The sequence below is a fragment of the Proteus cibi genome (assembly GCF_003144405.1).
GTDB lineage: Bacteria > Pseudomonadota > Gammaproteobacteria > Enterobacterales > Enterobacteriaceae > Proteus > Proteus cibi.
In genome coordinates this window covers 130,083-152,372 of the sequence record NZ_PENW01000005.1, presented here as the reverse complement: position 1 = coordinate 152,372, position 22,290 = coordinate 130,083, and the positions used below count along the sequence as shown (strand labels likewise).

Sequence of the window (22,290 nt, the reverse complement as noted above, 5' to 3'; positions counted from 1 at the left end):
GGATTGGTTGGATTATTTATGGCTAAATCATTCAAAACTGCTTCAAGAAAAGCAGAAAAAAAGAGTAATCAGCATACAATTCGACCTGTTGCAGCACTGATCTATTTAATTATTGCTGGTATGGCGAGCGCCTCTAGTGCGGCATTTGCAGCCGGTGATATCGAGTTTAACTCTGATATTCTTGATCTTAAAGATAAACAAAATATTGATTTATCTGACTTCTCTCGTGCTGGTTATATTATGCCAGGTAAGTATGAATTTATTGTTAAAGTGAACAATAATGAATTACCTGACCTTTATACCATTAATTATATTGTTCCCGAAAATGATCCCAAAGCGAGTGTTCCTTGTATTCCTCGCGAATTAGTCAATCAATTTACATTGAAACCTGAGTGGCTCAAAGCGGTAACTTGGAAAGATGGCGATGCCTGTCTTGATGAGTCATCAATACCGGGTATGACAACAAGTACTAACTTAGGTGCAGGTAGTTTTATTGTGACTATTCCTCAAGCCTATGTTGAGTATGCTACTGAAGATTGGGACCCACCTTCTCGTTGGGATGAGGGGATTTCAGGACTTATTTTTGACTATAACCTGAATGCTAATGTGACCGATCCCGCTAATGGTAAACAAAGACAACAAGTTACGGGTAGCGGTACAGCGGGTGCTAACTTAGGTGTTTGGCGTTTTCGTGCTGATTGGCAAGCCAATTATCAACACACAACCGGTGTAAATGGTAGTACTGAGAATAATTGGGATTGGAGTCAATATTACCTTTATCGAGCAATAACCCAATGGGGTGCTCGCCTTGTGATGGGTGAGACTTATTCACGCTCTGATATTTTTGATAACTTCCGTTTTACTGGTATCAGTTTATTAACGGATGATCAGATGTTGCCTCCTAATTTAAGAGGTTATGCACCTGAAGTAACCGGTATTGCAAAATCGAATGCGAAAGTGACGATTAGTCAGCAAGGTCGTGTGATCTATGAAACTCAGGTCGCACCGGGTCCATTCCGTATTCAAAATCTTAATGATGCAGTCAGTGGTAAGCTGGATGTTCGTGTTGAAGAGCAAGATGGTTCTGTACAAGAATACCAAATGGATACGGCAAGTATCCCTTACTTAACACGCCCAGGTCGAGTGCAATATAAAATATCAGCAGGTAAACCTTCTGATATGGATCATAAAACTGAAGGGCCCGTGTTTGCAATGGGTGAGTTTTCATGGGGGGTCACAAATGGTTGGTCACTCTATGGCGGTTCATTAGTTGCGGGAGATTATAATTCTGTTTCTTTAGGTATTGGTCGTGACCTAATGGTATTAGGGGCAATATCCTTTGATGCAACACATTCATGGGCAAAAATTCCTAATGATGATAAGCGCTATCATGGTGGCTCTTATCGAGTGAGCTACTCTAAACGTTTTGAGGCTATTAATGGTCAGGTGACTTTCGCAGGTTACCGCTTCTCTGAACGTGACTTTATGAGTATGGATCAATATTTAGATCGTCGTTATCGTGATAACAACCGTGATAATAATAAAGAGCTTTATACCATAACATTAAGTAAGCAATTCCCAGATTTGGGCTTGAGTGCTTATCTTAACTATAACCATCAAACTTATTGGAATAAGCCTAATAACGATTATTACAACTTATCTTTATCTAAGTTTATGGATATTGGTAGCTTTAAAAATATCAATATCAATTTATCGGCTTACCGCAATAAATTTAATGGTGAGAATGATGATGGTGTTTATCTAAACGTCAGTATGCCTTGGAGTGATAAAGCCACAATTAGTTATAACACAGTCATTAATAAGAATGGTAACTCTCATAATGTGAGCTATTTTGACCGCCTCGATGACAATAATAACTATCGCTTAGGTGCAGGTTTAAGTAGCCGTGGTCGTCCTTCTGCCGATGCTTATTATACGCGTTATGGTGATACAGCATTGGTAACAGCAAGTGCGAGTCATATTCAAGGTGAAAATACTTCAGCATCACTTTCGCTACAAGGCGGTGCAACGTTAACACCTAAAGGCGGAGCATTCCATCGTACTGCAATGCCAGGGGCTGCGCGTCTATTGGTCGATACTAATGGGGTGGCGGATGTACCAATTAGAAGCTTAGGGGCTGTGAGCCATACTAACTATTTTGGTAAAGCAGTACTTCCAGATATCAATAATTACTATCGGAGTAGTGCAACAATTGATTTAGATAAATTACCTGATGATGTTGATGCGGTGCGTTCAATTCAACAATTAACCCTGACCGAAGGGGCGATAGGTTACCGTGAGTTTGACGTTATTTCAGGACAAAAAGCGATGGCGATTGTCCGCTTGAAAGACGGAAGTTATCCACCATTTGGCGCTAGCATTACCACAGAAAAAGGACGAGAACTGGGCATCGTGAATGATAGCGGTAATGTTTATTTAAGTGGAATAAACTCTGGTGAGATTTTAGATGTACGTTGGAGTGGTAAAAAACAGTGTGAAGTACAAGTGCCTCAATTAGATGAAGGTATCTTTATTTCTTCGCTATTATTAACGTGTGGGGACACTCCATCAATCTCTTATTCAGCACAAGAGAGAACTGAATCACCATCTCAGCCACAATTAGTCAAAACTGAAGGTTGAGAAGGGAAAAATTAAACGATTTTATAAACAAAAGAGTAATTAAAGATGATGTTATTAAAGCGCTCATTCATTGTAGCAACCACATTATTAACGGGTATGGTGTTTACTCAACAAGCTATTGCTGCGATTGCATTGGATAGAACTCGTATCATTTTTAATGGAGCTGATAAATCAATTAGCCTGAATGTCAGTAATCAAAATAAAGATCTGCCTTATTTAGCACAAGGTTGGATGGAAGATGTCAATGGGCAAAAAGTGGAAAGTCCATTAATCGTTCTGCCACCTATTCAGCGAATTGAACCAGGTGATAAAAGCCAGATAAAAATACAAGGATTACCTGATGTCGCTAAATTACCTCAAGATAGGGAAAGTGTGTTCTATTTTAACTTACGTGAAATTCCACCACGTAGTGATAAACCCAATGTATTGCAAATTGCATTACAAACACGGATTAAATTGTTTTATCGACCAGCTGCGATTTATGCAACACAAACAGATTTAACAAATCCGTGGCAGGAAAAAATTACCCTGACGAAAAAAGGGGATATCTATCAGGTTAATAATCCAACCCCTTACTTTGTGACAATTGTTGATGGCTTAACAGGATTAAAAGGTGAAAGTATTACTGGGTTTACGCCTTTAATGGTCGATCCAAAAAGTAGTGCGGATCTTAATTTGAAAGCCTCGACACTTGGTGCTTCACCCGTATTAAGTTATATCAACGATTACGGTGGACGCCCTCGTTTGAAATTTAGCTGTAATGGCAATGAGTGCAAGGTTGTAGAAACAGCAATCGGAAATTAATAGGTTTATTTATGGATATGGAACAGCGGTTTAACACAAGCAAAGCAGTGTTGATTTTATTAATGACAACATTTACTGGTGTCCTGAGTTCAGCTGCTGTTGCAAATACACCACCTACAGCGAGAGCGGGTAGCGCTATACCTGGGATTGTATATGTCTATATCACGGGTAATGTTATCGCTCCACCTCCTTGTGTCATCAATGGGGGAAAAACGATTGAGGTTGATTTTGGTGAAGTCATGAGTACGCGTATTGATGGTGTTAATTACAAAAAGCCTATTACTTATAGTGCTGAATGTAGAAAAATGCCAACAAATACAATGAAAGTCTCTATTTCTGGAAATGGTACGGGGTTTGATTCAAATGCCTTGACCACAAACATTACAGGATTAGGGGTACGTCTTCTTTACCAAAATAAATTATTGAGATTGGGGCAAGAAGTGAATTTCACTTATCCTAACTTCCCTCAATTTGAGGCAATTCCTGTTCGTGATTACTCTGCATCATTAACTGGGGGTGATTTTTACGCTACGGCAACGCTTCGAGTAGAATATCAGTAAGGAGTCAGTACATGCTTATTAATTTAAAAAAGGTTTGTCTGACAACATTACTCGTCATGTCGCCTTTATTTGTCAGTGCGGATGAACCGAATATGAAATTATTTGGAACATTATTAATTCCGCCTCCTTGTGTAATCGAAAATAATAATTTAATTGAAGTTTATTTTGGTCATAACGTTGGTATTCATAGAGTTGATGGGATTAATTACACCCAACCCGTGAATTACCGATTAAAGTGCGATCCCAATATTAAAGGTTGGGATCTGGGGCTTTCTATTATTGGTCCTAAAAGTCAGTTTGATGATGCTGGATTGCAAACCAATATTACGGATTTAGCTATTCATATGACTCGAAACGGTGAGCCTTTTATCTTAAATGAGCGCTTTGTTATCTCACCAGATAAACCCCCTATTATTCAAGCTGTTCCGGTAAAAAAACCGGGAAGTACCTTAGTAGAAGGTCCATTTGAAGTAACAGCAACATTGCTCGCAGAATATCAATAGGAGTGTGAAAATGAAGCTTAAAACATTACCGCTTCCTGTTATTTGCGGGCTTACGCTTCTAATAGGAATATTTTCAGCCGCTAATGCAGCACCGAATAATATGCGACTTTATGGCACATTAGTTGATGAACCTTGTGTGATAAAACCAGGTGATGAAACCATTTCTCTAGAATTTGGTAATGTGCCAGATAAAACGTTTTATATTGGCGCGGGTAGAACAAATAGCCAAAATTTTCAAATTCATTTATCAGAATGTGACCTTTCTATTAATAAAAGGGTGAGAGTGACATTTAGTGGTACTGAAAATCAGGCAATGGTTGGGCAAGGTTTTCTTGCATTAAGTACAGGAAGTCAAGCTGAAGGTATTGCCATTGGGTTAGAAAACTCGGATGGCAGTCCACTGCGGATTAATCAGGAAACAAGCAATATTGCCTTAAATTCAGGAGATTCTATTTTAAGGTTCCGTGCATTTATACAAGCCGAGCCTAATGCTATTGCTAATGAATCAATAAAACGAGGTCGTTTTAGCGCTATAGCCACATTCCACCTGAATTATGATTAATTATTAAGATTGAGGTTAGTATGTTTACCCCAAAACGATTATCAGCATTATGCCTATTTAGCGTGATGACACTCTTTTCTGCATCATCAATGGCTTCTATTTTTTCTTATATTACTGAATCTAAAATTATTTCTTCTTCTGCTGCAAATTATACTTTTATTATTCAGCGTTGGGACCCAGAAACAACGATGACATTGAATCCTTGTTATGGTGGTGCATCTTGTAAAATCACGATTAATCATAGACATAATGCATCAGGACAAGGTGGGGCTGCGACAAGAACAATTTTAACCGGGGCGCAAAAATATCGCACTATGGCGGAATTACGTGATGCTGTTATGCGTGTGCAAAGTTTTCCTACGTCACCGGCTGTAGCTCACCACTCAGGGGTGCCTAATAGTGAAATTCAAGAGTGTGTTGGCTTATTTTATGAAACCGGAACGACAAAATTACTACTTCCAGGATCAATGTGCGGTATTGCACCGCCGCCTGCTGGGGCTTGTGAGATAATTGATGGTTCTGTCAACCTCAGTTATGGCGATATTGATGAAGACAGATTAGGCGACTCAACACAGAATAAACGATCACAAACAATTCGCGTGACATGCAATAAAGACTTATCTGTTGTTGTTTATGCATCATCTCTAGAAGGCCCAAATGTCAGATTACGCCCAGACGGTAGCCTCTATGCAGATTTATACCTTAACAATAAACCAGGTGAAAATGGCGAGATAATTTTTGTACCTGCGGGAAGAGCAACACCTGTAGTGGTTAGCTCTATATTACGTCCTTATGGTCGAGTTGCTCCGGGTTCATTCTCTGGGGTAGGTACATTAATTTTGGCAATGCCTTAATATAAACGAAGTTGGAAAACGCGATGATGGATTATGATCTTATAAACATCAATGTGAATGAGTTAGTTGGTCAAAGAATACAGAAAAAACGCAAAGAGCTTGGTTATACTGGTGCGCATATTGCTGATAAATTGGGAATTAGCCAACAACAGTTCTCACGTTATGAACGCGGGTTAAATAAAATAGACTTGAGTTACCTTGTGACATTGGCGGTCTATTTAAGAACGCCCATTTACTGGTTTTTTGAGGATTGTTTTCACGCTGAAGAAGAGACTGAAGATAGACACACAAATCAGTGTATATACTTTATGGCTGAATCTACGCCAGATGTTATCTTCTAATCAACAAATGTTTTCTCATTGAGTGGTAGATAAAGAGGGTAAGGTTATTCTTACCCTCTTTTTTATCTTTAAAATATCAACAATATTGTCTTTTAAATACTTATTTTACGATTTCTATTTTTCTTTTCTCAGCTTATCAATTCTTTATTCTGTGTATAGTAAGACGTTCAATATCTACTGCAAAACCACCTGTTCATGTTACAAATAATCTAAACTTTTAACCTATTCTGACCATTTATTCGTCATTATTTTCCCTTTTATAGTAATTACAACCGTTATTATCAGGTTTATCTGAGCATTTAATCGTTTCTAACAATTAATCGACGGTGTTTTTAGATGGAAAAGGTTAATAAATAATCATGATAATGTTAAAAAATGTTACCTTATGCACATTTTTTAATTTTAGATATTATAAATTAATTTTAATGTAAGTGATTTGTAATTGTGTGATTTATTTTTATCGCGTTGTTTATTAAGATAAAAAATATTTTATTTTATAATTTTGTCATGATGTTTATCTTAAATAAAGCATCTATAAATAGGATTAACAGATAGTCATAATAAAAAGGGTTGTGTACTGTGCATTTTCTGTTTTTTTATAAAAAGGATAAATGATGCAAACAAAAAAACAGGGAGGCAGTCGCTTTCTACGCACAGTGGAATGGCTAGGAAATGCGCTACCCCATCCCGTTATTTTATTTATTATTTTAATTGCTATTTTACTTGTCTCTTCTGCAGTTGGTGAATACTTCGGTGTTACGGTACAAGATCCCCGACCAGAAGGCGCCAAAGGACGCGCAGAAGACGGCTATATTCACATTATTAGTTTGTTAGATGCAGAGGGTATTCGTCGTATATTGGCAAATATCGTCACAAACTTTACCGGATTTGCGCCTTTAGGTACGGTGCTGGTGGCGTTGTTAGGTGTCGGTATTGCTGAACGTGCAGGTTTATTATCTGCGGTTATGCGTTTAGTGGTAATGAAAGCACCTCGTAAAATGACCACATTGGCGATTGTCTTTGCGGGTATTATGTCAAATACCGCGGCTGAATTAGGTTATGTGGTATTGATACCGTTATCAGCGATTATCTTCCACTCGTTAGGACGGCATCCTCTTGCTGGTCTAGCGGCTGCATTTGCAGGGGTTTCCGGCGGTTATTCAGCTAACTTACTCTTAGGGACGATAGATCCGTTATTATCGGGCATTACGCAGCAAGCTGCGCGCATTATAGATCCAACTTATATCGTTGGTGCTGAAGCAAACTGGTACTTTATGTTTGTCAGTACATTCCTTATTACTTTCTTAGGTTACTTCATTACAGAAAAAATCGTTGAGCCTCAATTAGGGCCTTATAACGGTAACGAACTTGATGATGAAGAAAATGATTTAAGGAATGCTGCTGAAGTTACGCCACTAGAAAAGAAAGCATTATGGGCTGCAACGGGAACCTTTATTGTGATGGGCGTGATTTTGGCGCTAACGGTTGTTCCTGAAAATGGCATATTGAGAAACCAAGAGACAGGGCTAATTGGTAATTCTCCTTTCTTAAAATCTATTGTTGTCTTTATTTTCTTATTCTTTGCAATTCCGGGTATTGTTTATGGATGGATTGCTAAGACAATGCGTACAGATAAAGATATCGTTGATGCTATGGCGAATTCGATGAGTACGCTAGGGCTCTATTTAGTAATTATTTTCTTTGCGGCTCAGTTTGTTGCGTTCTTTGGTTGGACAAACATCGGTCAGGTGATTGCGGTTAAGGGAGCTGCACTACTTAATAGTATTGATATGCCAAGTGGATTACTGTTCTTAGGCTTTATTTTAATCTGTGCTTTTATTAACTTAATGATTGGTTCTGCATCAGCACAATGGGCAGTTACAGCTCCTATTTTTGTACCCATGTTAATGCTTGCAGGTTATGCGCCAGAGACAATCCAAGCAGCCTATCGCATAGGAGATTCTGTTACTAATATCATTACACCAATGATGAGTTATTTTGGTTTGATATTAGCTGTTGCAACAAAATATAAGAAAGACACAGGTATTGGCACTATGATCTCTATGATGTTGCCATATTCCATTATTTTCTTAATAGGTTGGTCATTATTATTCTACTTATGGGTATTTGTATTTAACTTACCTGTAGGACCTGGTTCACCAACGTACTATTCTCCAACAGCAGGTTAATGCTCAGCAATGAATGAAAGAAGCCTATACAAGGATGTATAGGCTTTTTCTATTTTGATATTTCATCATTTTTGTTCGGTTTCTTTTTATGATTTGCCAATTTTTCTGTCAGTTGTGTGGCATAGTCCGCATGTAAAAATTGAGTATCTAAACCTGCCTGCTGTAATTTCAACTCAAGTAATGCCAAGCGTTTTTGCAGTGATTCATTCTCTATTCCCGATCCATTTAATGTACTTAGGATCTCAGCGAGAGATAAGGCTTCTTTTCTATCTTGCATTTCAGGGGGTAAAAAACCGGCATTTTTTAATAAATGATAGCTTGCTCTAAGTGACTCTGGAACATGGCTATTATCATCGAGGATCAGCGGTTGTCCTTCACCTTTAAGTGATGAAAGTTCTCCTTTTTGCAACGCTTTTTCGATATGGCGTTCAGCCCACTCATCTAAAATAGACATTTTAAACCTCTTTTTCGGTAACTATCATAATAGAAAAGATCACCTTAGATTAAATTGACTTGCTTAGATTATATAATTTGATATTATGTTTTTATATTATATAAATAAATATATTGTAAGGGATCAAAAATGAGCAAGTACAAAGAAATAGTAACAGACATTGCAGGTAACATGGGGGCATTGTCTCAAAATATTCCAGAAGTAATGAAAGCTTTTATGAGTACGACAAAAGCGGGTGGTAAAGAAGGTGCGTTAGACGCAAAAACAAAAGAACTGATCGCCATTGCAATTGCTGTCGCAAATCGTTGTGATGGTTGTATTGGATTTCATACAAAAACACTTGTGGAGCTCGGTACAACAGAGCAAGAACTCGCTGAAGCATTAGGTGTTGCTATTTATATGGGCGGTGGTCCTTCAGTGATGTATGCATCCAACACCATGGGTGCTTTTAAAGAGTTCAGTAAATAAGATTTTTATTATCATATAATTAAATAAAGTAATAAAAAACCAGAATAAGTTCATTCTGGTTTTTTTATTTATATACTTTGTTTATTTTCTGTTTATGTTTAATTTTTTATCCTCTATTTATTACTTTAATACTATTTAGATAATTTGTGATAAAAACTCTCCGTTATTAAATAAATTAATAAAAAGTTAATAATTTCATCATTTAAATCACCGATTAAAAACTCAATATCTTATTGATAATAATCTTCTTTTGCATCTTTCTTGTTAATTAAAAATAAAGCGATAGGTTAATTAATTATAAATTAATAAATAATAATTGAATCTTTTATAGGATAGCTATTCTAAGTGAATAGTTCGTATAAGGTGATATGGTTTTATTTTAACGAGGAATATATGCGTGTTGATTTTGTAGAAAGATATAAATGGTTTCTACTTTTTATTTTTATATGTTTAACTTATTTAATTCCTCTCGAAACGCGACTACTCTGGCAACCAGATGAGATCCGTTATGCTGAAATTAGTCGAGAAATGCTGGTATCAGGTAACTGGTCTGTACCTTACATGCTGGATATTCGTTATTTTGAAAAGCCTGTATTAGGGTATTGGCTAAACAGTATTGCACAATGGTTATTTGGTGGCGGTAATTTTTCTGTTCGTATTGTCGTTGTCACTTCAACTTTATTAACAGGCTTATTTGTTTATCGTGCTACTATGCGAGTTTGGCATAACCGTGCTTTGGCGTTTAATGCACTGGTGGTCTTTTTATCCTCGTTTCTTGTGTTAGCGATTGGTACCTACAATATTCTTGATCCTATCGTGACAATGTTTGTCACGGCAGCAATGTATTATTTTTTATCTGGATTACATGCAACTAATAGAAAAGGGAGAATTAAAGCTTATATTCTCGTTGGTATTTTCTGTGGACTAGGTTTTCTAACCAAAGGTTTTATTGCGGTTGTATTACCTGTATTAGTTTTTTTTGTAACCGCAATTAGCTTATCCCGTTTTAAAGAAGTCCTTTGTTATACACCAATAGCGCTTATCTCAATGCTTATTATTGCTTGCCCATGGGTGATTTCAGTTGCACTTCAGGCACCTGATTATTGGCACTACTTCTTTTGGATTGAGCATGTTCAACGTTTTGTTGAAAAGGCATCAGCAAGATCACAACCTATGTGGTTTTATCTACCTATTGTTATTTTGGGTATTTTGCCTTGGTTAGGGTTCTTATTTGGAGCGCTTAAATCAGCGATTTTCTTGAAAAAGGGAACTCTTTATTTCACGTTTTGGTTCTTTCTATTTTTTGCTTTCTTTTCAGCCTCCAGCGGTAAGCTATTAACCTATATGTTACCTTGTTTTGTGCCACTTTCTATTTTAATAGCACATTACATGGAAGAGCTAAAAAATAAACAAAATGAAAAGATCCATAATATTAATGCGATTATAAATACTGTTTTTGGGCTTATTGGCGTCTCTATTATTGTTTATTCACTTTTCTCGACACGATTTACGTTATATGAAACAAATGAGCAATATAAAGCATTACTGGGTATCGTCGGGTTCTTATGTTGGAGCGTGATGGGAATGGTCTCATTCTTTAAATCGACACGTTTACTGACTTTATTTTGCTCGGTAGGATTAAGTCTAGCCATTGGTTATGCTATTCCTCACAAAGTAGAAAGCAAAAGCACTCCTGAAAAGGTAATTAATCACTATTATAGTGAGCTAGCAAATAAGCCTTATATTTTAACTGATGAAGTCGGGATCGGAACGTCTTTAGCATGGGGATTAAAACGCACTGATATTCGTTTAACAGAGACGAAAGGGGAGTTAGCTTATGGTTTGGCATATCCTGATGTGCAAAATAAATATTACGACCTTAAGCAGTTAGTTAACTTAATTGAAGAGAATAACTATCAAGGGATTGCGATTGTTTTAGTCCGACCAGAGCGAAAAGATATATTATCTGTTATTAGTCAGTTAAAGATAAAACCTATTGTAGAAAAACAGGGTGATTTAACGTTTATTTTCTTTAATTAACTGATTTAAAAACTCTTTTTAAATACTTTTATAAAAGAGCAAATAGATTTAACTTCAGCTTTAAAATGACATAAATTTGATTTTTTGTGTTGTTTTTATGTGATAAAAGTCCAAAAATGGATTTTGTTGAGAAATATATTTTGCTCTTTTTAGTTTTAATGGTAGGTTTAAAATGTGTCCATTAAATCGGAGTTAGCTAAGCACTATATGACAAGTCACTTTACTTTATCAGAACCCCCGCCCAAACAAAATGTACTTATGAATGGGGGTAATTTATGCTGATTTTCCTAGCTGAATGTTTTATCGGTCTAGCATCAATTGCTCTTACTCACCGTGTATTAACGTTGTACGGTAATAAAAAGAAGTGATGATACCCGCTAGCTAAAATAAGCAATTAACGATTGCTTATAATTAAAAGTCCTATATCTACTGAACTGCCCCCAATGTTGATGTCCAACTTTTGGGGGCGATTAAAGTTCACTATTTAGGACTTTTATAATTATATTGCTATCTCTTATAAAAAGATTTCAATACTTTATTGAAAATAACTTTCAATTAATTTTATTTTTTCAATGTCTAATGTATTAGTATATTGATGTAATAATGTCCAAGCCTGAATATAATCATATTTAGCTTTAATTAAATCTTGTTGAGCGCGATATAATAATTCTTCAGCATTAAGAACATCAACCATTGTTCTCTGTCCACCAATATAACTTTTTTGAGTCGCATCTAACTGTAATTTAGCAGAGGAAACGGATTGTTCATAGGCATTCAATTTAATATTACTTGTTGTGCATATTTGGTATTGATGACGTAATTCTTGCGTGATTTGCTGAATAATTGCATCTCTCTCAAATGCACTCATTTGATACAATGCAGTAGATTGACGCATTGAAGCTGTTGTTTTTCCACCATTAAATAAAGGCAAACTAACATAAAAACCAACGTTTGCTGATTGATATTTTTGATTTACGGTATTATTGCTATCGGAATCACTATTAGAATAAGAAGCGTAGAGTTGTACTGTTGGGAAAAATTCACCTCTATTTTTTTCCACTTCTTGTTTGGCTATTGCCATTTCATAACGCGCTGTTTGAATATTGAGGTTGCTTTGCATAGCCTCATTTTCCCATGACTCGTAATTATTGGGTGTGATTGGTTGTAATATAAAACGATGATTATTTAATTTTGCTATATGTTCCGCATAAGGCAGTGGTGTACCAATCATTGAACTGAGTTTATTTTTCGCATTATCTAACTCAAGCTGGATATCGGTATATTGCGATTGAGTTAAATATAAGCGTGTTTGGATCTCTGAAATATCTGTTTTTGTTCCTTCTCCTAATTCGAATAAACGCTGACTTGATATTAGCTGTTGTTTATAAATCTCTTGCTGTGAAAGGTTTAATAATAATTTATCTTGCGCATAAGCCAATTCTATATAATTATCCACTAATCTAATTACTAATTCGGAAAATTTTACTTGATAACGGCTGTCCGATAATAATGTTTTGATTACGGATGATTTGTAATCACTAAATGCTGTGTAATCAAAGAGTGGTTGGCTAATAATAGCACTAACAGAATGGCTTTGATAATTTTGATATTCTGTTCTTTCTATTTCCCCTTGATTCGTATTAATAGGATAAACTTTTCGTTGCCAATTTCGTGGATTATTTTGATAATTGACATGTACACTTGGGAGTAATTGAGATAATCCAATATTTTCATACTCTTTGCCCGCAATCTGTTCTTTAATCGCAGCATTAAATGTAGGATCATTTTTTATTGCTAAGAAATAAAGATCAGATAAGCTGATCGCGAAAGCGTGAAAACTTAGCATCCATATAAATAAAGTGGCAGAGAATTTTTTTATTAGCATCATTATTCTTCCGTTAATGAAGTATGGAGCCTATCTAAAACAGGTTTGAAGAGATAATTTAGCAATGAGCGATCACCCGTATTAATAAATACATCAACTGGCATTCCTGCCTTTAATTTATTTTTATTATCTATAAGAAGAGTTTTATCTTTGACATTAATAAACACTTGGTAATAGGGTTCTGTTGTTCTTTCATCAATAAGTCTATCTGCTGAAATTAATGTGACCTCTCCAGGAATTTTAGGTGTCGTGTTTTGATTGAATGCACTAAACATTAAATCAACAGGAAGACCAAGGGTAACTTTATCAATAAGGTGAGGGGCTAAACGTGCTTCAATAATTAATTGATGATCTTGAGGAACAACTTCCATTAATGTTTGACCTGTTCTGACAACACCACCTTGGGTAAAAACAGATAAATCCATTACTATTCCTGAGATGGGAGCAGTAATTTGCATTTTTTTTAGCTTATCTATTTCAATGATAAGTTGCTTTTCTGTTTCACTTATTTGTAATTGAACTTGGTTAAGATCAGTACGCGCCGATTGGTAAAAATTAGCATTGCGTTGCAATATCTTTTGTTGATATTCCAATTTTTGTTTTTCTAATGTACTTATTTGCCCATACGTATCATTTAGATGGTTATTATTTTCAGCGAGTTCACGCTCAATTTCTTGATAACGATGACGGGGAATATAACCTTCATTAGCAAGTGTATATAAATCTTTGATTTGAGTTTGTAAGCTATTAATTTGATGCTGTTTATTTATTGTGGATCTTTTTAAATGAACTAAACGATTGGAAATCCCATCAATAATAGCGTTATAGCCATTTATTTCACTATGCAACTCAATATATTTTTCATTAAGTAATTTATTTTGCAGTAGGGATAATTTGTTTAAATTCTCAGAAGGAGAATAGTATTTTTCATTAGGGTCTAAGATAAACTCTGTTTTTTCATTTAATTGAGCATATAAACGTTGTTGAGTAATCAGTAAATTATCATATTGTTCTGATAAGGATTTTACTAAGGCTTTTGATTGAATAGGGCTTAATTGAATAAGCGTTTGACCTTCGATTACGCTATCACCATTCTTCACTAAAATTTCAGTAATAATGCCTTCTACAGAAGCTTGGACGCTTTTTTTATTGCCTGAAATGGAAACATTGCCTTTCGCGGATACGCCTTTATCTAAAGGAGCAAAAGCTGCCCAAAAAATAAAAATAGCAAGACCCAAAAGAATCACTGACCATCCTATTATTAAGAATTTTCTAGGATCATCTGAAATACCATGAACAATATCAATTTCATTTTTTTTTGTGATCATAATAGTCTTCTCAATATTAAATATTGCTTTGAGTAATAGGTGTCGTTGTTGGTGTTGGCGTACTCTTTATTACTGATGAGTTATTTAACTCAGCAATAACTGCTGTTGTAGAGCCAAATAATTTGGTGTGACCATCGAAAAGAACTAAGAGTTTATTGGTCACTGAGAGTAATTGTTTTTGATGAGTGATTAATATTACGGTTTTTTTATTCTGCTTAAGCGTTTGAATTGCTTGTATTAAAGCTTTAATACCTAAATCATCCAAATTAGAATTTGGTTCATCTAAAACGACGAGAGTTGGATCACCATATAATGCGCGAGCTAACGCAATACGCTGTTGTTGTCCTCCTGACAATCCTTCACCATGAGCGCCAATAACGGTTTCATAACCATCAGGAAAACGTAAAATCATCTCATGTACATTTGCCATCATTGCAGCTTGAGTGACTTTTTGAGGATCTATTTCAGAAAAGCGAGCAATATTTTCGGCAATCGTACCTGGAAAAAGGGCAATTTCTTGCGGAAGATATCCTATATATTGACCAACTTCACTTTTATTCCATTGATATATATCTGCATTATCAAGACGTATGGCTCCTGTTTTAACTTCCCATATGCCAACAATAAATTTCGCTAAAGAGGATTTGCCTGAAGCACTAGGACCAATAATACCCAGCACGTCTCCAGGACTGAGTGAAAAGTGAATATTATTTAATAATGTGCGTTCCGTTTGAGGGTATTGAGCTTGATTAATATTGACCGTTAATTCACCTTTAGGTGCAGGTAACGCCATCTTTTTATTTTCTTCAGGATACGTTTTTAATAGTGTGGTTAATCGTTTATAAGCTTCTTTACTACTATCCCAATTTTTCCATACACCAATAACTTGCTCAATCGGTGCTAGAGCGCGACCTAATAGTATTGATCCTGCGATCATCATGCCTGGGCTAATTGTATTATCTATTGCTAGCCATCCGCCTAATCCTAGCATTAAAGATTGCAGTGCCATTCGAGTGACTTTTGTTATTGCATTAACACCTGCTGCATTATCACTTGCATGAGTTTGTGCTTGTAGATATTTAAAGTGGGCAATTTGCCATTGGTTACGTAAATAACCTAGCATTCCCATTGCTTCGATAGGCTGTGGATATTCAAAATGATGACCTTGTATCACCTGAGCTTGATTAGCAAATTCATTGGCTTTTTTTAATGATGATCGAGACAAGTATTCATTAAGAATTGCCAAAGAAAATAAAACGAGTGCACCACATAATGCAAATAATCCTAACCATGGATTAAATAATGCGATCACAAGAAGATAAATAGGAAACCAAGGTAAATCAAAAAAAGCAAAAATGGCGTGGCTTGTAATAAATTGCCTAATAGTCACTAAGTCATTAAATGCTAGAGAGGAATTAATACCGGACGTTTTGTTTAATTTTGCTTGATAAGCAGCAGTATAAATTCTTGAATTTAAGGATAAATCAAGTTTATTGCTTATTCTAATGACAATAATGCTTCTTAAGTATTCTAATCCTCCCATAAAAACAAATAATGCTAACATAATGAGCGTTAGCATTAATAAAGTCATTTCATTACCTGAAGGTAAGACTCGATCATAAACTTGCAACATATAAATGGAAGGAACTAACATTAAAATATTTATTAAGGCTGTAAATATTCCAATGGAAAGAAATACTTTTTTTCTTTCTTTTATAATATTTGTTATTTCATTATTGTTTTTGCTTACTGACATAATGTTATTCCTGATTTTATTCCTATCTGTTTTATTGCTATTTACTGCATTTCTTCTATCAATGTGGAGTGATAACTCTATCTTTTTTTTAATAAGATAATATAAAAATAACTCCTTATAGGTAAAAGAAAGGTAGGAGAAATATCTTTCTCCTACTCAATGCTCAATTAAACAATAAAGTCAGTTTCGTAATTAACAAATCCTACAATGTCAATTTTAAAATCAGGGCTATATCCATAACCATAAGCGTTAATAGCGAGTTCGCTTGAGTTTGTTGATTGATCATATTTAATGGTTGCTTCACCCGAGCGACCAGTAAAGTTATCAACAAAGTTAAGGAATTTATGGCTAAAGGTATTTTCGATTAATTCAGATAAATCAATTTTATCAATACCCGATTTAAAATCCATTATCTTGTCAGCAGCAGAGGCTAGAGAGTCGGAGATTTCTTTATAAACAAAGGTATTGCTACCTGTATTGCCCCATAATGTATCTTGACCACCGCCACCATACAGTATGTCGTTACCACCGCCGCCAATGAGAATATTATCAGCATCATTTCCATAGATAATATCATTACCAGAGCCACCGATTGCATTTTCTATTGTAACGCCTTGTGCAATCGAAACGTTTTTCTGTAGTCCGCCAACATTAGAGAAATGACCCTCACGTAAATCAATAATTTGATCTTGATAATATCCTGAGAAGTCAAAAGTATCGTTACCATTACTATCCCAAACTGAGAATATTAATTTATCATTACTGCTTGTTGCCGTGTAATAATCAATACCGGTATTTGAATTAAAACCGTAAACATCATCACCAATTCTTGTTGTTGTATTTGCGCCATAAAGGTATTGCATGGCTGAAATATCATGAAGTAGAGGAGCACCTGCATAAGCACCTTGGAAATGTGCTCCAGTTTCATATTCATCCCAATAGCTCATAACAGTATATTGGCGACTGTCTTCGGCGTAGTCAGATTTTAAATAACCAGGTACATTTTGTCCGGCGTTATAATCGCCAGGATGCATTAAGCCAAGCGCATGACCAATTTCATGGATAATAGTTAAGCGACCATAATTACCTAATTCAGGTGTTGTGTTTCCTGCATAATAATAATCACTAAACCAAGCTTGTCCCGAAACATCACGTCCATAATAATCATAGGTATTAGGTAATGTTGCATATGCTTGGAATTTACCATATGGATCAGTAATATTTCCAAAAGTAATATCTGATTTTACACCTGGCGCGACTTCTTTAAATTTAATATTGGCTATATCAGACCATGCGTCTAAAGATTGTCTTGCATGTTCTTTCTGCGTTGAATTAAATCCATAGGGATTTTTATCACCAAAATCATTAAATTTTTTACCTGCCCAAGTTGGGAATGAATATGTCACTTCTGCCGCTTGACCAATAACATATTTTCCATTCCATGTGGAATCTTCACGTGCGATATGTTTTCCTGCTGTATCATAATCAAAAGAAGGTAGCGTTTTAGCTGAGAAATTATAAAAAATACCACTCTTATCTAATAAATCAGAAACATTAGATAATCCTACTGCTTTTTTTAATAAAGAAGAACCCATAATATCCTCCGGATATCAAATTTAGGTTAAGTTTATTTTCATATTGAAAATAGTTTAATTATCTGGCGAGCGCCAGAGATGATAAAGATAGCTATTTATTGATATTAATCCAGAGGGGGAAAATATGTTTTTAAATAATTGTGAAGTAAAGTGTGTTTTAAGTCAAAATAATTTTACTCTGTAAATAAAATTAAGGTTATCTTATCTAAAGGAATATTTTTTAGTGTTATTATATAATGTCGTCATAGTTTTTAACTCTATTTTATTTGTCAGTTATAAGGCTTGAGTGAATTCAAGCCTTATACGTCTTTAGTTTCTTTTAATATAATTAACCATATTAATAAAGTAGATCTTTATAACTAAAATTTCCCATAATATCTATTATTAAATTGGGTTCATCTAGTTGTTTTTGGGTTTTTATCTCTAATCTTGTTATGTTATCTTCTTTTTGAAAATGCATTTTAAATGAAATTGAATTTTGTGATATGAGTTTTTCAATTCCTAGGCTTATTTTATTTTGATTTATAAAAATAAGATAATCTTCATGAATATTCATATCCATAATTTTATTGTGGCTATTTGTTATCTCATTAATTTCAAAAAAGAATAAATCAGCATTTTTTCCACCAATTAGTGTATTATTTCCATTGCCTCCAGAAATTATATCGTAGCCATCTCCTCCATGAATAAAATCATTGCCTTCTTGACCATAAAGCATATCACTACCGTTGCCCCCATAAATTTTATCATCCCCATCATCTCCATAAATAATGTCATTACCTCCATGACCAAATAGGATATTATTTACGTTATTACCTATAATCTGGTCATTATTTTCACCTCCTATCGCGTTTTCGATTATTGCTCCATAGGCAATAGAAATATTACTTTTTAGCCCACCAATATCAGAAAAGCTACCTTGATTAAGATCTATTTTTTGATTTACATTATATTTTGAAAAATCAAGAGTATCATTGCCACCAGCATCCCAAATACAGCTAATAATGACATCATCTGATGAAGTTAAGCTATAATAGTCTCTTTGCGTATTAGAATTAAAACCATAAATAGTATCACCAGTTCGAGTCGTTACATTTACGCCATAGAATTTTTGAATAACGAAGATATCGAGTAACATCGGACTCATTGGGTAATTATTATTAAAATCGGCATCTTCTTTATGTGGATGATTATAAGACATAACTGAATACATAAAACTATTTTGTGGTGAATAAGTTAAAGTGTCATTATCTTTAAACGTATGAGGTAAACCGAGAGCATGACCTAATTCATGTCGATAAACATATTCCTTATAAGTTCCCGGCTGAGGGGCTAATAGATCATTATTAACATGAGCATTGTTATTAATATTTCTATAGAGAAAAATGTTATCCTCATCCTCAACAAAATAAGTTGATATATAATCGGAATCTTTTTTGAAATTATTTATATAATTTTCTTTTTCTTTTGTTATTTTATCTTTTTTAAACCATTTTAATAATTTTGATACTGATATGTTAATCCAAACTTGACCGCCTTTATTGTAATCTTCAAAAACGTCTATTCTTTTATTTAAATCAATATGATAATCAGGGAAAAAACTAGAACCGCCAACTAAGTGATGTGTGTCATTGTTTAATTCATTTATATTATTATAAACTCCAAACTTTATATGAGTATTATATTGATTATCTTTTTCAATGAATTTTATATTTGCCACATCTGACCATTGCTGTAATGTTTTTTTAGCAAGTTTTTTTTGATATTCATTTAATGTTGTCGTTGTTTTATATTTATCACCTCTTAATTGACTCCAGTCAGGAAAGCTAAATGTGACTTCAGTAAAATCACTATTGGGATCTTGCTTTTTCCATCTGCGTAGTGGTTTAAAACTCTTTATTAAATTGATAATATCATTAATTACTAAAGGGGTATCTTGATGAATTGTATTCATAATATATTAATATCCTTTTTTTATAAATGTTTTCCATATACAAACATTTATATTTTACCCTCCTTTTAAATAAAATATTTTAAGAAAAAGTTTAATTGAAAAAATAGACTTTATTTAATGATATTTATATTGATTCAAGTAAAATGATAATAAACCAATAAAGATTTATTATCATTTATAAGAAGAAATATATAAGTTAATTATGAAGAATAGTTTTTATAATTACGAACCTTATTTTCTTTAAATGCAAATATAAAAACAATAGCAAGTATAAGTGTATAGGATGCAAAAATTAACCAAATCGATTGCCAGTCTTTAATTCCATTGACTGTAAAATGATCAACGACCATACCACTTAAAATTGAGCCTGCATATGCACCAACACCATTCACCATAGTCATAAACAGACCTTGAGCACTGGCTCTTATTTCTGGCTTAACTTCATTTTCGATATAGATAGAGCCTGAAATATTAAAGAAATCAAATGCACAACCATAAACAATCATTGAAAGCATCAGCAATACAAAACCCCAAGGTGAGGGATCGCCATATGCAAATAATCCAAAACGCAAAGTCCATGCAATCATACTAATTAGCATGACTTTTTTAATCCCAAAGCGTTTTAAGAAAAAAGGTATTGCGAGAATAAAGGCAACTTCAGCCATTTGTGATACGGATAGTAATATTGATGGATATTGAACAATTAAACTATCTGCAAACTCAGGATTTTTGGCAAAATCGTGAATAAATGGGCTACCGAAGGTATTTGTAATTTGAAGTACGGCACCTAATAACATCGCAAATAAAAAGAATATTGCCATGACTGGTTTCTTAAATAAAACAAAAGCATCTAATCCTAGACGGGATGCCCAAGATGTAGATTGTTTATGCTGTACTGTTGGAATTTTAGGCAAACAGAAAGAATAGAGAGCTAAACAAAGGGATGCAACAGATGCAATATATAATTGAGTGTTGCTAAGCTCTAATTTAAATAAACTGACACACCACATAGCGACAATAAAGCCTATCGTACCAAATACACGAATAGGGGGAAAATTAGCAACAGAATCTAGTTGGTGTTTATTTAAGCAAAAATAGCCAATTGAGTTTGAAAGAGCAATAGTTGGCATAAATGCTAATGCATTAATGAACATAACCCAAAACATAATAGTTGGATCAGTTACGGATGCGGCAAAGAATAAAGCAATTGCACAAATAAGATGACAAATAATATATAAGCGATTTGCAGGAATAAATTTATCAGCAATGATACCGAGTAAACCAGGCATAATCAGAGCAGCAATACCTTTAGAGCCATAAACCAGTCCAACTTCAATCCCTGTGAAGTTTAATGTTTGCATCATGTATGCACCTAGGGTAATTAACCAACTTCCCCAGATAAAATATTGCATAAACATCATGCCTTTGAGCTGTATTTTTATACCCATAACAATCTCCACTGTTGGGGATATTAATTTCAGTGGATCATAGGCAGCTATCTAAGATCCACTTTTTCTTTTATTGATAGAAAGTTATAAGCGAGCGATCACTTCACTGATAAGTTTTAAGAAAGTTGATTTTACACGTTCTGCTGTTTCAATGACTTCATCATGACTAAGAGGCTGTTCTAAAATGCCACAAGCCATATTGGTTAAGCATGAAATACCAATGGTATCAATGCCTGAATGGCGAGCAATGAGCGCTTCTGGAACGGTTGACATACCTACAGCATCTGCACCTAATGTTCTTATCATGCGAATTTCTGCGGGTGTTTCATAAGTGGGTCCTGTCCACCATGCATAGACACCCTGACGCAAGGTAATGTCTTGCTCTTTGGCAATATCAATAACAATTTGGCGCATGGCTTTGTTATAAACTTCACTCACATCTAGAAAACGAACACCTAATTCAGGGTTGTTTGGTCCAATTAGTGGGTTATTTGCTGTCAGGTTAATATGATCCGTAATTAACATCAGATCACCGGGATTAAAATCTGTATTTACAGCGCCACATGCGTTAGTGATAATCAGCTTTTCAACACCTAATGCCTTCATTACACGGACAGGAAAGGTGACTTCATCGAGTGACACACCTTCGTAGTAATGAAAACGACCTTTCATTGCAACAACGGTTTTTCCTGCCATTTTACCAATGACTAATTCATTAGCATGTCCCACAGCGCCAGACGCTGCAAAGTGTGGAATGGTGTGATAGGGAATATGTACAGCATCTTCTAATGTATCGGCAAAAGGACCTAAACCTGATCCTAAAATGATCCCAATCGTTGGTTTTTCTGTGGTTTTAGATTGAACAAATTCTTTTGCTTTATTAATTTCAGAAACCTGATGCATGACTCT

General features: G+C 34.7%; 18 protein-coding genes. 10 read left to right on the top strand and 8 right to left on the bottom strand.

The features are described 5' to 3' along the window. Positions 1-18: 18 nt before the first annotated feature. From DK865_RS01555 to DK865_RS01520, 8 genes are all read left to right on the top strand, one after another. A complete protein-coding gene (locus DK865_RS01555) occupies positions 19-2,640 on the top strand; it encodes an outer membrane usher protein (protein ID WP_109390998.1) in 2,622 nt (873 codons plus the stop codon). Between the two features lie 45 nt (positions 2,641-2,685). Next, a complete protein-coding gene (locus tag DK865_RS01550; protein WP_023581055.1) occupies positions 2,686-3,444 on the top strand; it encodes a fimbria/pilus periplasmic chaperone in 759 nt (252 codons plus the stop codon). Positions 3,445-3,455: 11 nt separating this feature from the next. Further along, positions 3,456-4,004: a fimbrial protein gene (locus tag DK865_RS01545; protein WP_023581054.1), complete on the top strand. Its 549-nt coding sequence runs from the start codon at positions 3,456-3,458 to the stop codon at positions 4,002-4,004. 56 nt (positions 4,005-4,060) lie between these two features. Next, entirely contained in the window at positions 4,061-4,507 is a 447-nt protein-coding gene (locus tag DK865_RS01540; protein WP_373931975.1) for a fimbrial protein, read from the top strand. Positions 4,508-4,517: 10 nt separating this feature from the next. Beyond that, complete coding sequence (locus DK865_RS01535) at positions 4,518-5,069, top strand: fimbrial protein (RefSeq protein WP_023581052.1); 552 nt, start codon at positions 4,518-4,520, stop codon at positions 5,067-5,069. 20 nt (positions 5,070-5,089) lie between these two features. After that, positions 5,090-5,923, top strand: a complete 834-nt coding sequence (locus DK865_RS01530; RefSeq protein WP_109390997.1) for an MrpH family fimbial adhesin — start codon at positions 5,090-5,092, stop codon at positions 5,921-5,923. 23 nt (positions 5,924-5,946) lie between these two features. Beyond that, positions 5,947-6,264 carry a helix-turn-helix domain-containing protein gene (locus DK865_RS01525; protein WP_109390996.1) on the top strand — a complete coding sequence of 106 codons (318 nt, stop codon included), beginning with the start codon at positions 5,947-5,949 and terminating at the stop codon, positions 6,262-6,264. Positions 6,265-6,878: 614 nt separating this feature from the next. Beyond that, on the top strand, positions 6,879-8,453 hold the full coding sequence (locus DK865_RS01520; RefSeq protein ID WP_036911913.1) for an AbgT family transporter: 1,575 nt from the start codon (positions 6,879-6,881) through the stop codon (positions 8,451-8,453). Between the two features lie 49 nt (positions 8,454-8,502). Here the strand turns inward: DK865_RS01520 and DK865_RS01515 are convergent, their stop codons facing one another. Then, entirely contained in the window at positions 8,503-8,907 is a 405-nt protein-coding gene (locus tag DK865_RS01515) for a DnaJ family domain-containing protein (protein ID WP_109390995.1), read from the bottom strand. Positions 8,908-9,036: 129 nt separating this feature from the next. Between DK865_RS01515 and DK865_RS01510 the strand changes: the two genes are divergently transcribed. Continuing rightward, positions 9,037-9,375: a carboxymuconolactone decarboxylase family protein gene (locus tag DK865_RS01510; RefSeq protein ID WP_023581047.1), complete on the top strand. Its 339-nt coding sequence runs from the start codon at positions 9,037-9,039 to the stop codon at positions 9,373-9,375. 393 nt (positions 9,376-9,768) lie between these two features. Further along, positions 9,769-11,415 carry a lipid IV(A) 4-amino-4-deoxy-L-arabinosyltransferase gene (arnT, locus tag DK865_RS01505; RefSeq protein ID WP_109390994.1) on the top strand — a complete coding sequence of 549 codons (1,647 nt, stop codon included), beginning with the start codon at positions 9,769-9,771 and terminating at the stop codon, positions 11,413-11,415. 535 nt (positions 11,416-11,950) lie between these two features. Here arnT and DK865_RS01500 read toward each other — a convergent pair. From DK865_RS01500 to DK865_RS01470, 7 genes are all read right to left on the bottom strand, one after another. Continuing rightward, entirely contained in the window at positions 11,951-13,303 is a 1,353-nt protein-coding gene (locus DK865_RS01500) for a TolC family outer membrane protein (protein WP_023581045.1), read from the bottom strand. Continuing rightward, the gene (locus tag DK865_RS01495; RefSeq protein ID WP_023581044.1) at positions 13,303-14,628 is read right to left on the bottom strand and encodes an HlyD family type I secretion periplasmic adaptor subunit; all 1,326 of its coding nucleotides are present in this window, start codon (positions 14,626-14,628) and stop codon (positions 13,303-13,305) included. The genes DK865_RS01500 and DK865_RS01495 overlap by 1 nt, the downstream gene beginning before the upstream one ends. Before the next feature lie 16 nt (positions 14,629-14,644). Then, positions 14,645-16,384 (bottom strand): type I secretion system permease/ATPase, encoded by a 1,740-nt coding sequence (locus DK865_RS01490; RefSeq protein WP_023581043.1) that lies wholly within the window; start codon positions 16,382-16,384, stop codon positions 14,645-14,647. 167 nt (positions 16,385-16,551) lie between these two features. Then, positions 16,552-17,979: a serralysin family metalloprotease gene (locus DK865_RS01485; protein WP_023581042.1), complete on the bottom strand. Its 1,428-nt coding sequence runs from the start codon at positions 17,977-17,979 to the stop codon at positions 16,552-16,554. A gap of 337 nt (positions 17,980-18,316) precedes the next feature. Beyond that, on the bottom strand, positions 18,317-19,933 hold the full coding sequence (locus tag DK865_RS01480) for a M10 family metallopeptidase C-terminal domain-containing protein (RefSeq protein WP_109390993.1): 1,617 nt from the start codon (positions 19,931-19,933) through the stop codon (positions 18,317-18,319). Between the two features lie 200 nt (positions 19,934-20,133). Beyond that, positions 20,134-21,381, bottom strand: a complete 1,248-nt coding sequence (locus DK865_RS01475) for a nucleoside permease (RefSeq protein ID WP_109390992.1) — start codon at positions 21,379-21,381, stop codon at positions 20,134-20,136. An 84-nt stretch (positions 21,382-21,465) separates the two neighbouring features. Next, positions 21,466-22,284, bottom strand: coding sequence for a purine-nucleoside phosphorylase (locus DK865_RS01470; protein ID WP_023581040.1), 819 nt, complete (start codon positions 22,282-22,284; stop codon positions 21,466-21,468). Between the last annotated feature and the right edge of the window lie 6 nt (positions 22,285-22,290).

What these genes read in the sequence shown, in the direction of transcription:
- DK865_RS01500 (WP_023581045.1), bottom strand. Translation starts at nt 13,303, where the DNA reads ATGATGCTAATAAAAAAATTCTCTGCCACTTTATTTATATGGATGCTA.
- DK865_RS01540 (WP_373931975.1), top strand. Translation starts at nt 4,061, where the DNA reads ATGTCGCCTTTATTTGTCAGTGCGGATGAACCGAATATGAAATTATTT.
- DK865_RS01545 (WP_023581054.1), top strand. Translation starts at nt 3,456, where the DNA reads ATGGATATGGAACAGCGGTTTAACACAAGCAAAGCAGTGTTGATTTTA.
- DK865_RS01470 (WP_023581040.1), bottom strand. Translation starts at nt 22,284, where the DNA reads ATGCATCAGGTTTCTGAAATTAATAAAGCAAAAGAATTTGTTCAATCT.
- DK865_RS01490 (WP_023581043.1), bottom strand. Translation starts at nt 16,384, where the DNA reads ATGTCAGTAAGCAAAAACAATAATGAAATAACAAATATTATAAAAGAA.
- DK865_RS01475 (WP_109390992.1), bottom strand. Translation starts at nt 21,381, where the DNA reads ATGGGTATAAAAATACAGCTCAAAGGCATGATGTTTATGCAATATTTT.
- DK865_RS01495 (WP_023581044.1), bottom strand. Translation starts at nt 14,628, where the DNA reads ATGATCACAAAAAAAAATGAAATTGATATTGTTCATGGTATTTCAGAT.
- DK865_RS01550 (WP_023581055.1), top strand. Translation starts at nt 2,686, where the DNA reads ATGATGTTATTAAAGCGCTCATTCATTGTAGCAACCACATTATTAACG.
- arnT (WP_109390994.1), top strand. Translation starts at nt 9,769, where the DNA reads ATGCGTGTTGATTTTGTAGAAAGATATAAATGGTTTCTACTTTTTATT.
- DK865_RS01535 (WP_023581052.1), top strand. Translation starts at nt 4,518, where the DNA reads ATGAAGCTTAAAACATTACCGCTTCCTGTTATTTGCGGGCTTACGCTT.
- DK865_RS01510 (WP_023581047.1), top strand. Translation starts at nt 9,037, where the DNA reads ATGAGCAAGTACAAAGAAATAGTAACAGACATTGCAGGTAACATGGGG.
- DK865_RS01555 (WP_109390998.1), top strand. Translation starts at nt 19, where the DNA reads ATGGCTAAATCATTCAAAACTGCTTCAAGAAAAGCAGAAAAAAAGAGT.
- DK865_RS01530 (WP_109390997.1), top strand. Translation starts at nt 5,090, where the DNA reads ATGTTTACCCCAAAACGATTATCAGCATTATGCCTATTTAGCGTGATG.
- DK865_RS01485 (WP_023581042.1), bottom strand. Translation starts at nt 17,979, where the DNA reads ATGGGTTCTTCTTTATTAAAAAAAGCAGTAGGATTATCTAATGTTTCT.
- DK865_RS01480 (WP_109390993.1), bottom strand. Translation starts at nt 19,933, where the DNA reads ATGAATACAATTCATCAAGATACCCCTTTAGTAATTAATGATATTATC.
- DK865_RS01515 (WP_109390995.1), bottom strand. Translation starts at nt 8,907, where the DNA reads ATGTCTATTTTAGATGAGTGGGCTGAACGCCATATCGAAAAAGCGTTG.
- DK865_RS01520 (WP_036911913.1), top strand. Translation starts at nt 6,879, where the DNA reads ATGCAAACAAAAAAACAGGGAGGCAGTCGCTTTCTACGCACAGTGGAA.
- DK865_RS01525 (WP_109390996.1), top strand. Translation starts at nt 5,947, where the DNA reads ATGATGGATTATGATCTTATAAACATCAATGTGAATGAGTTAGTTGGT.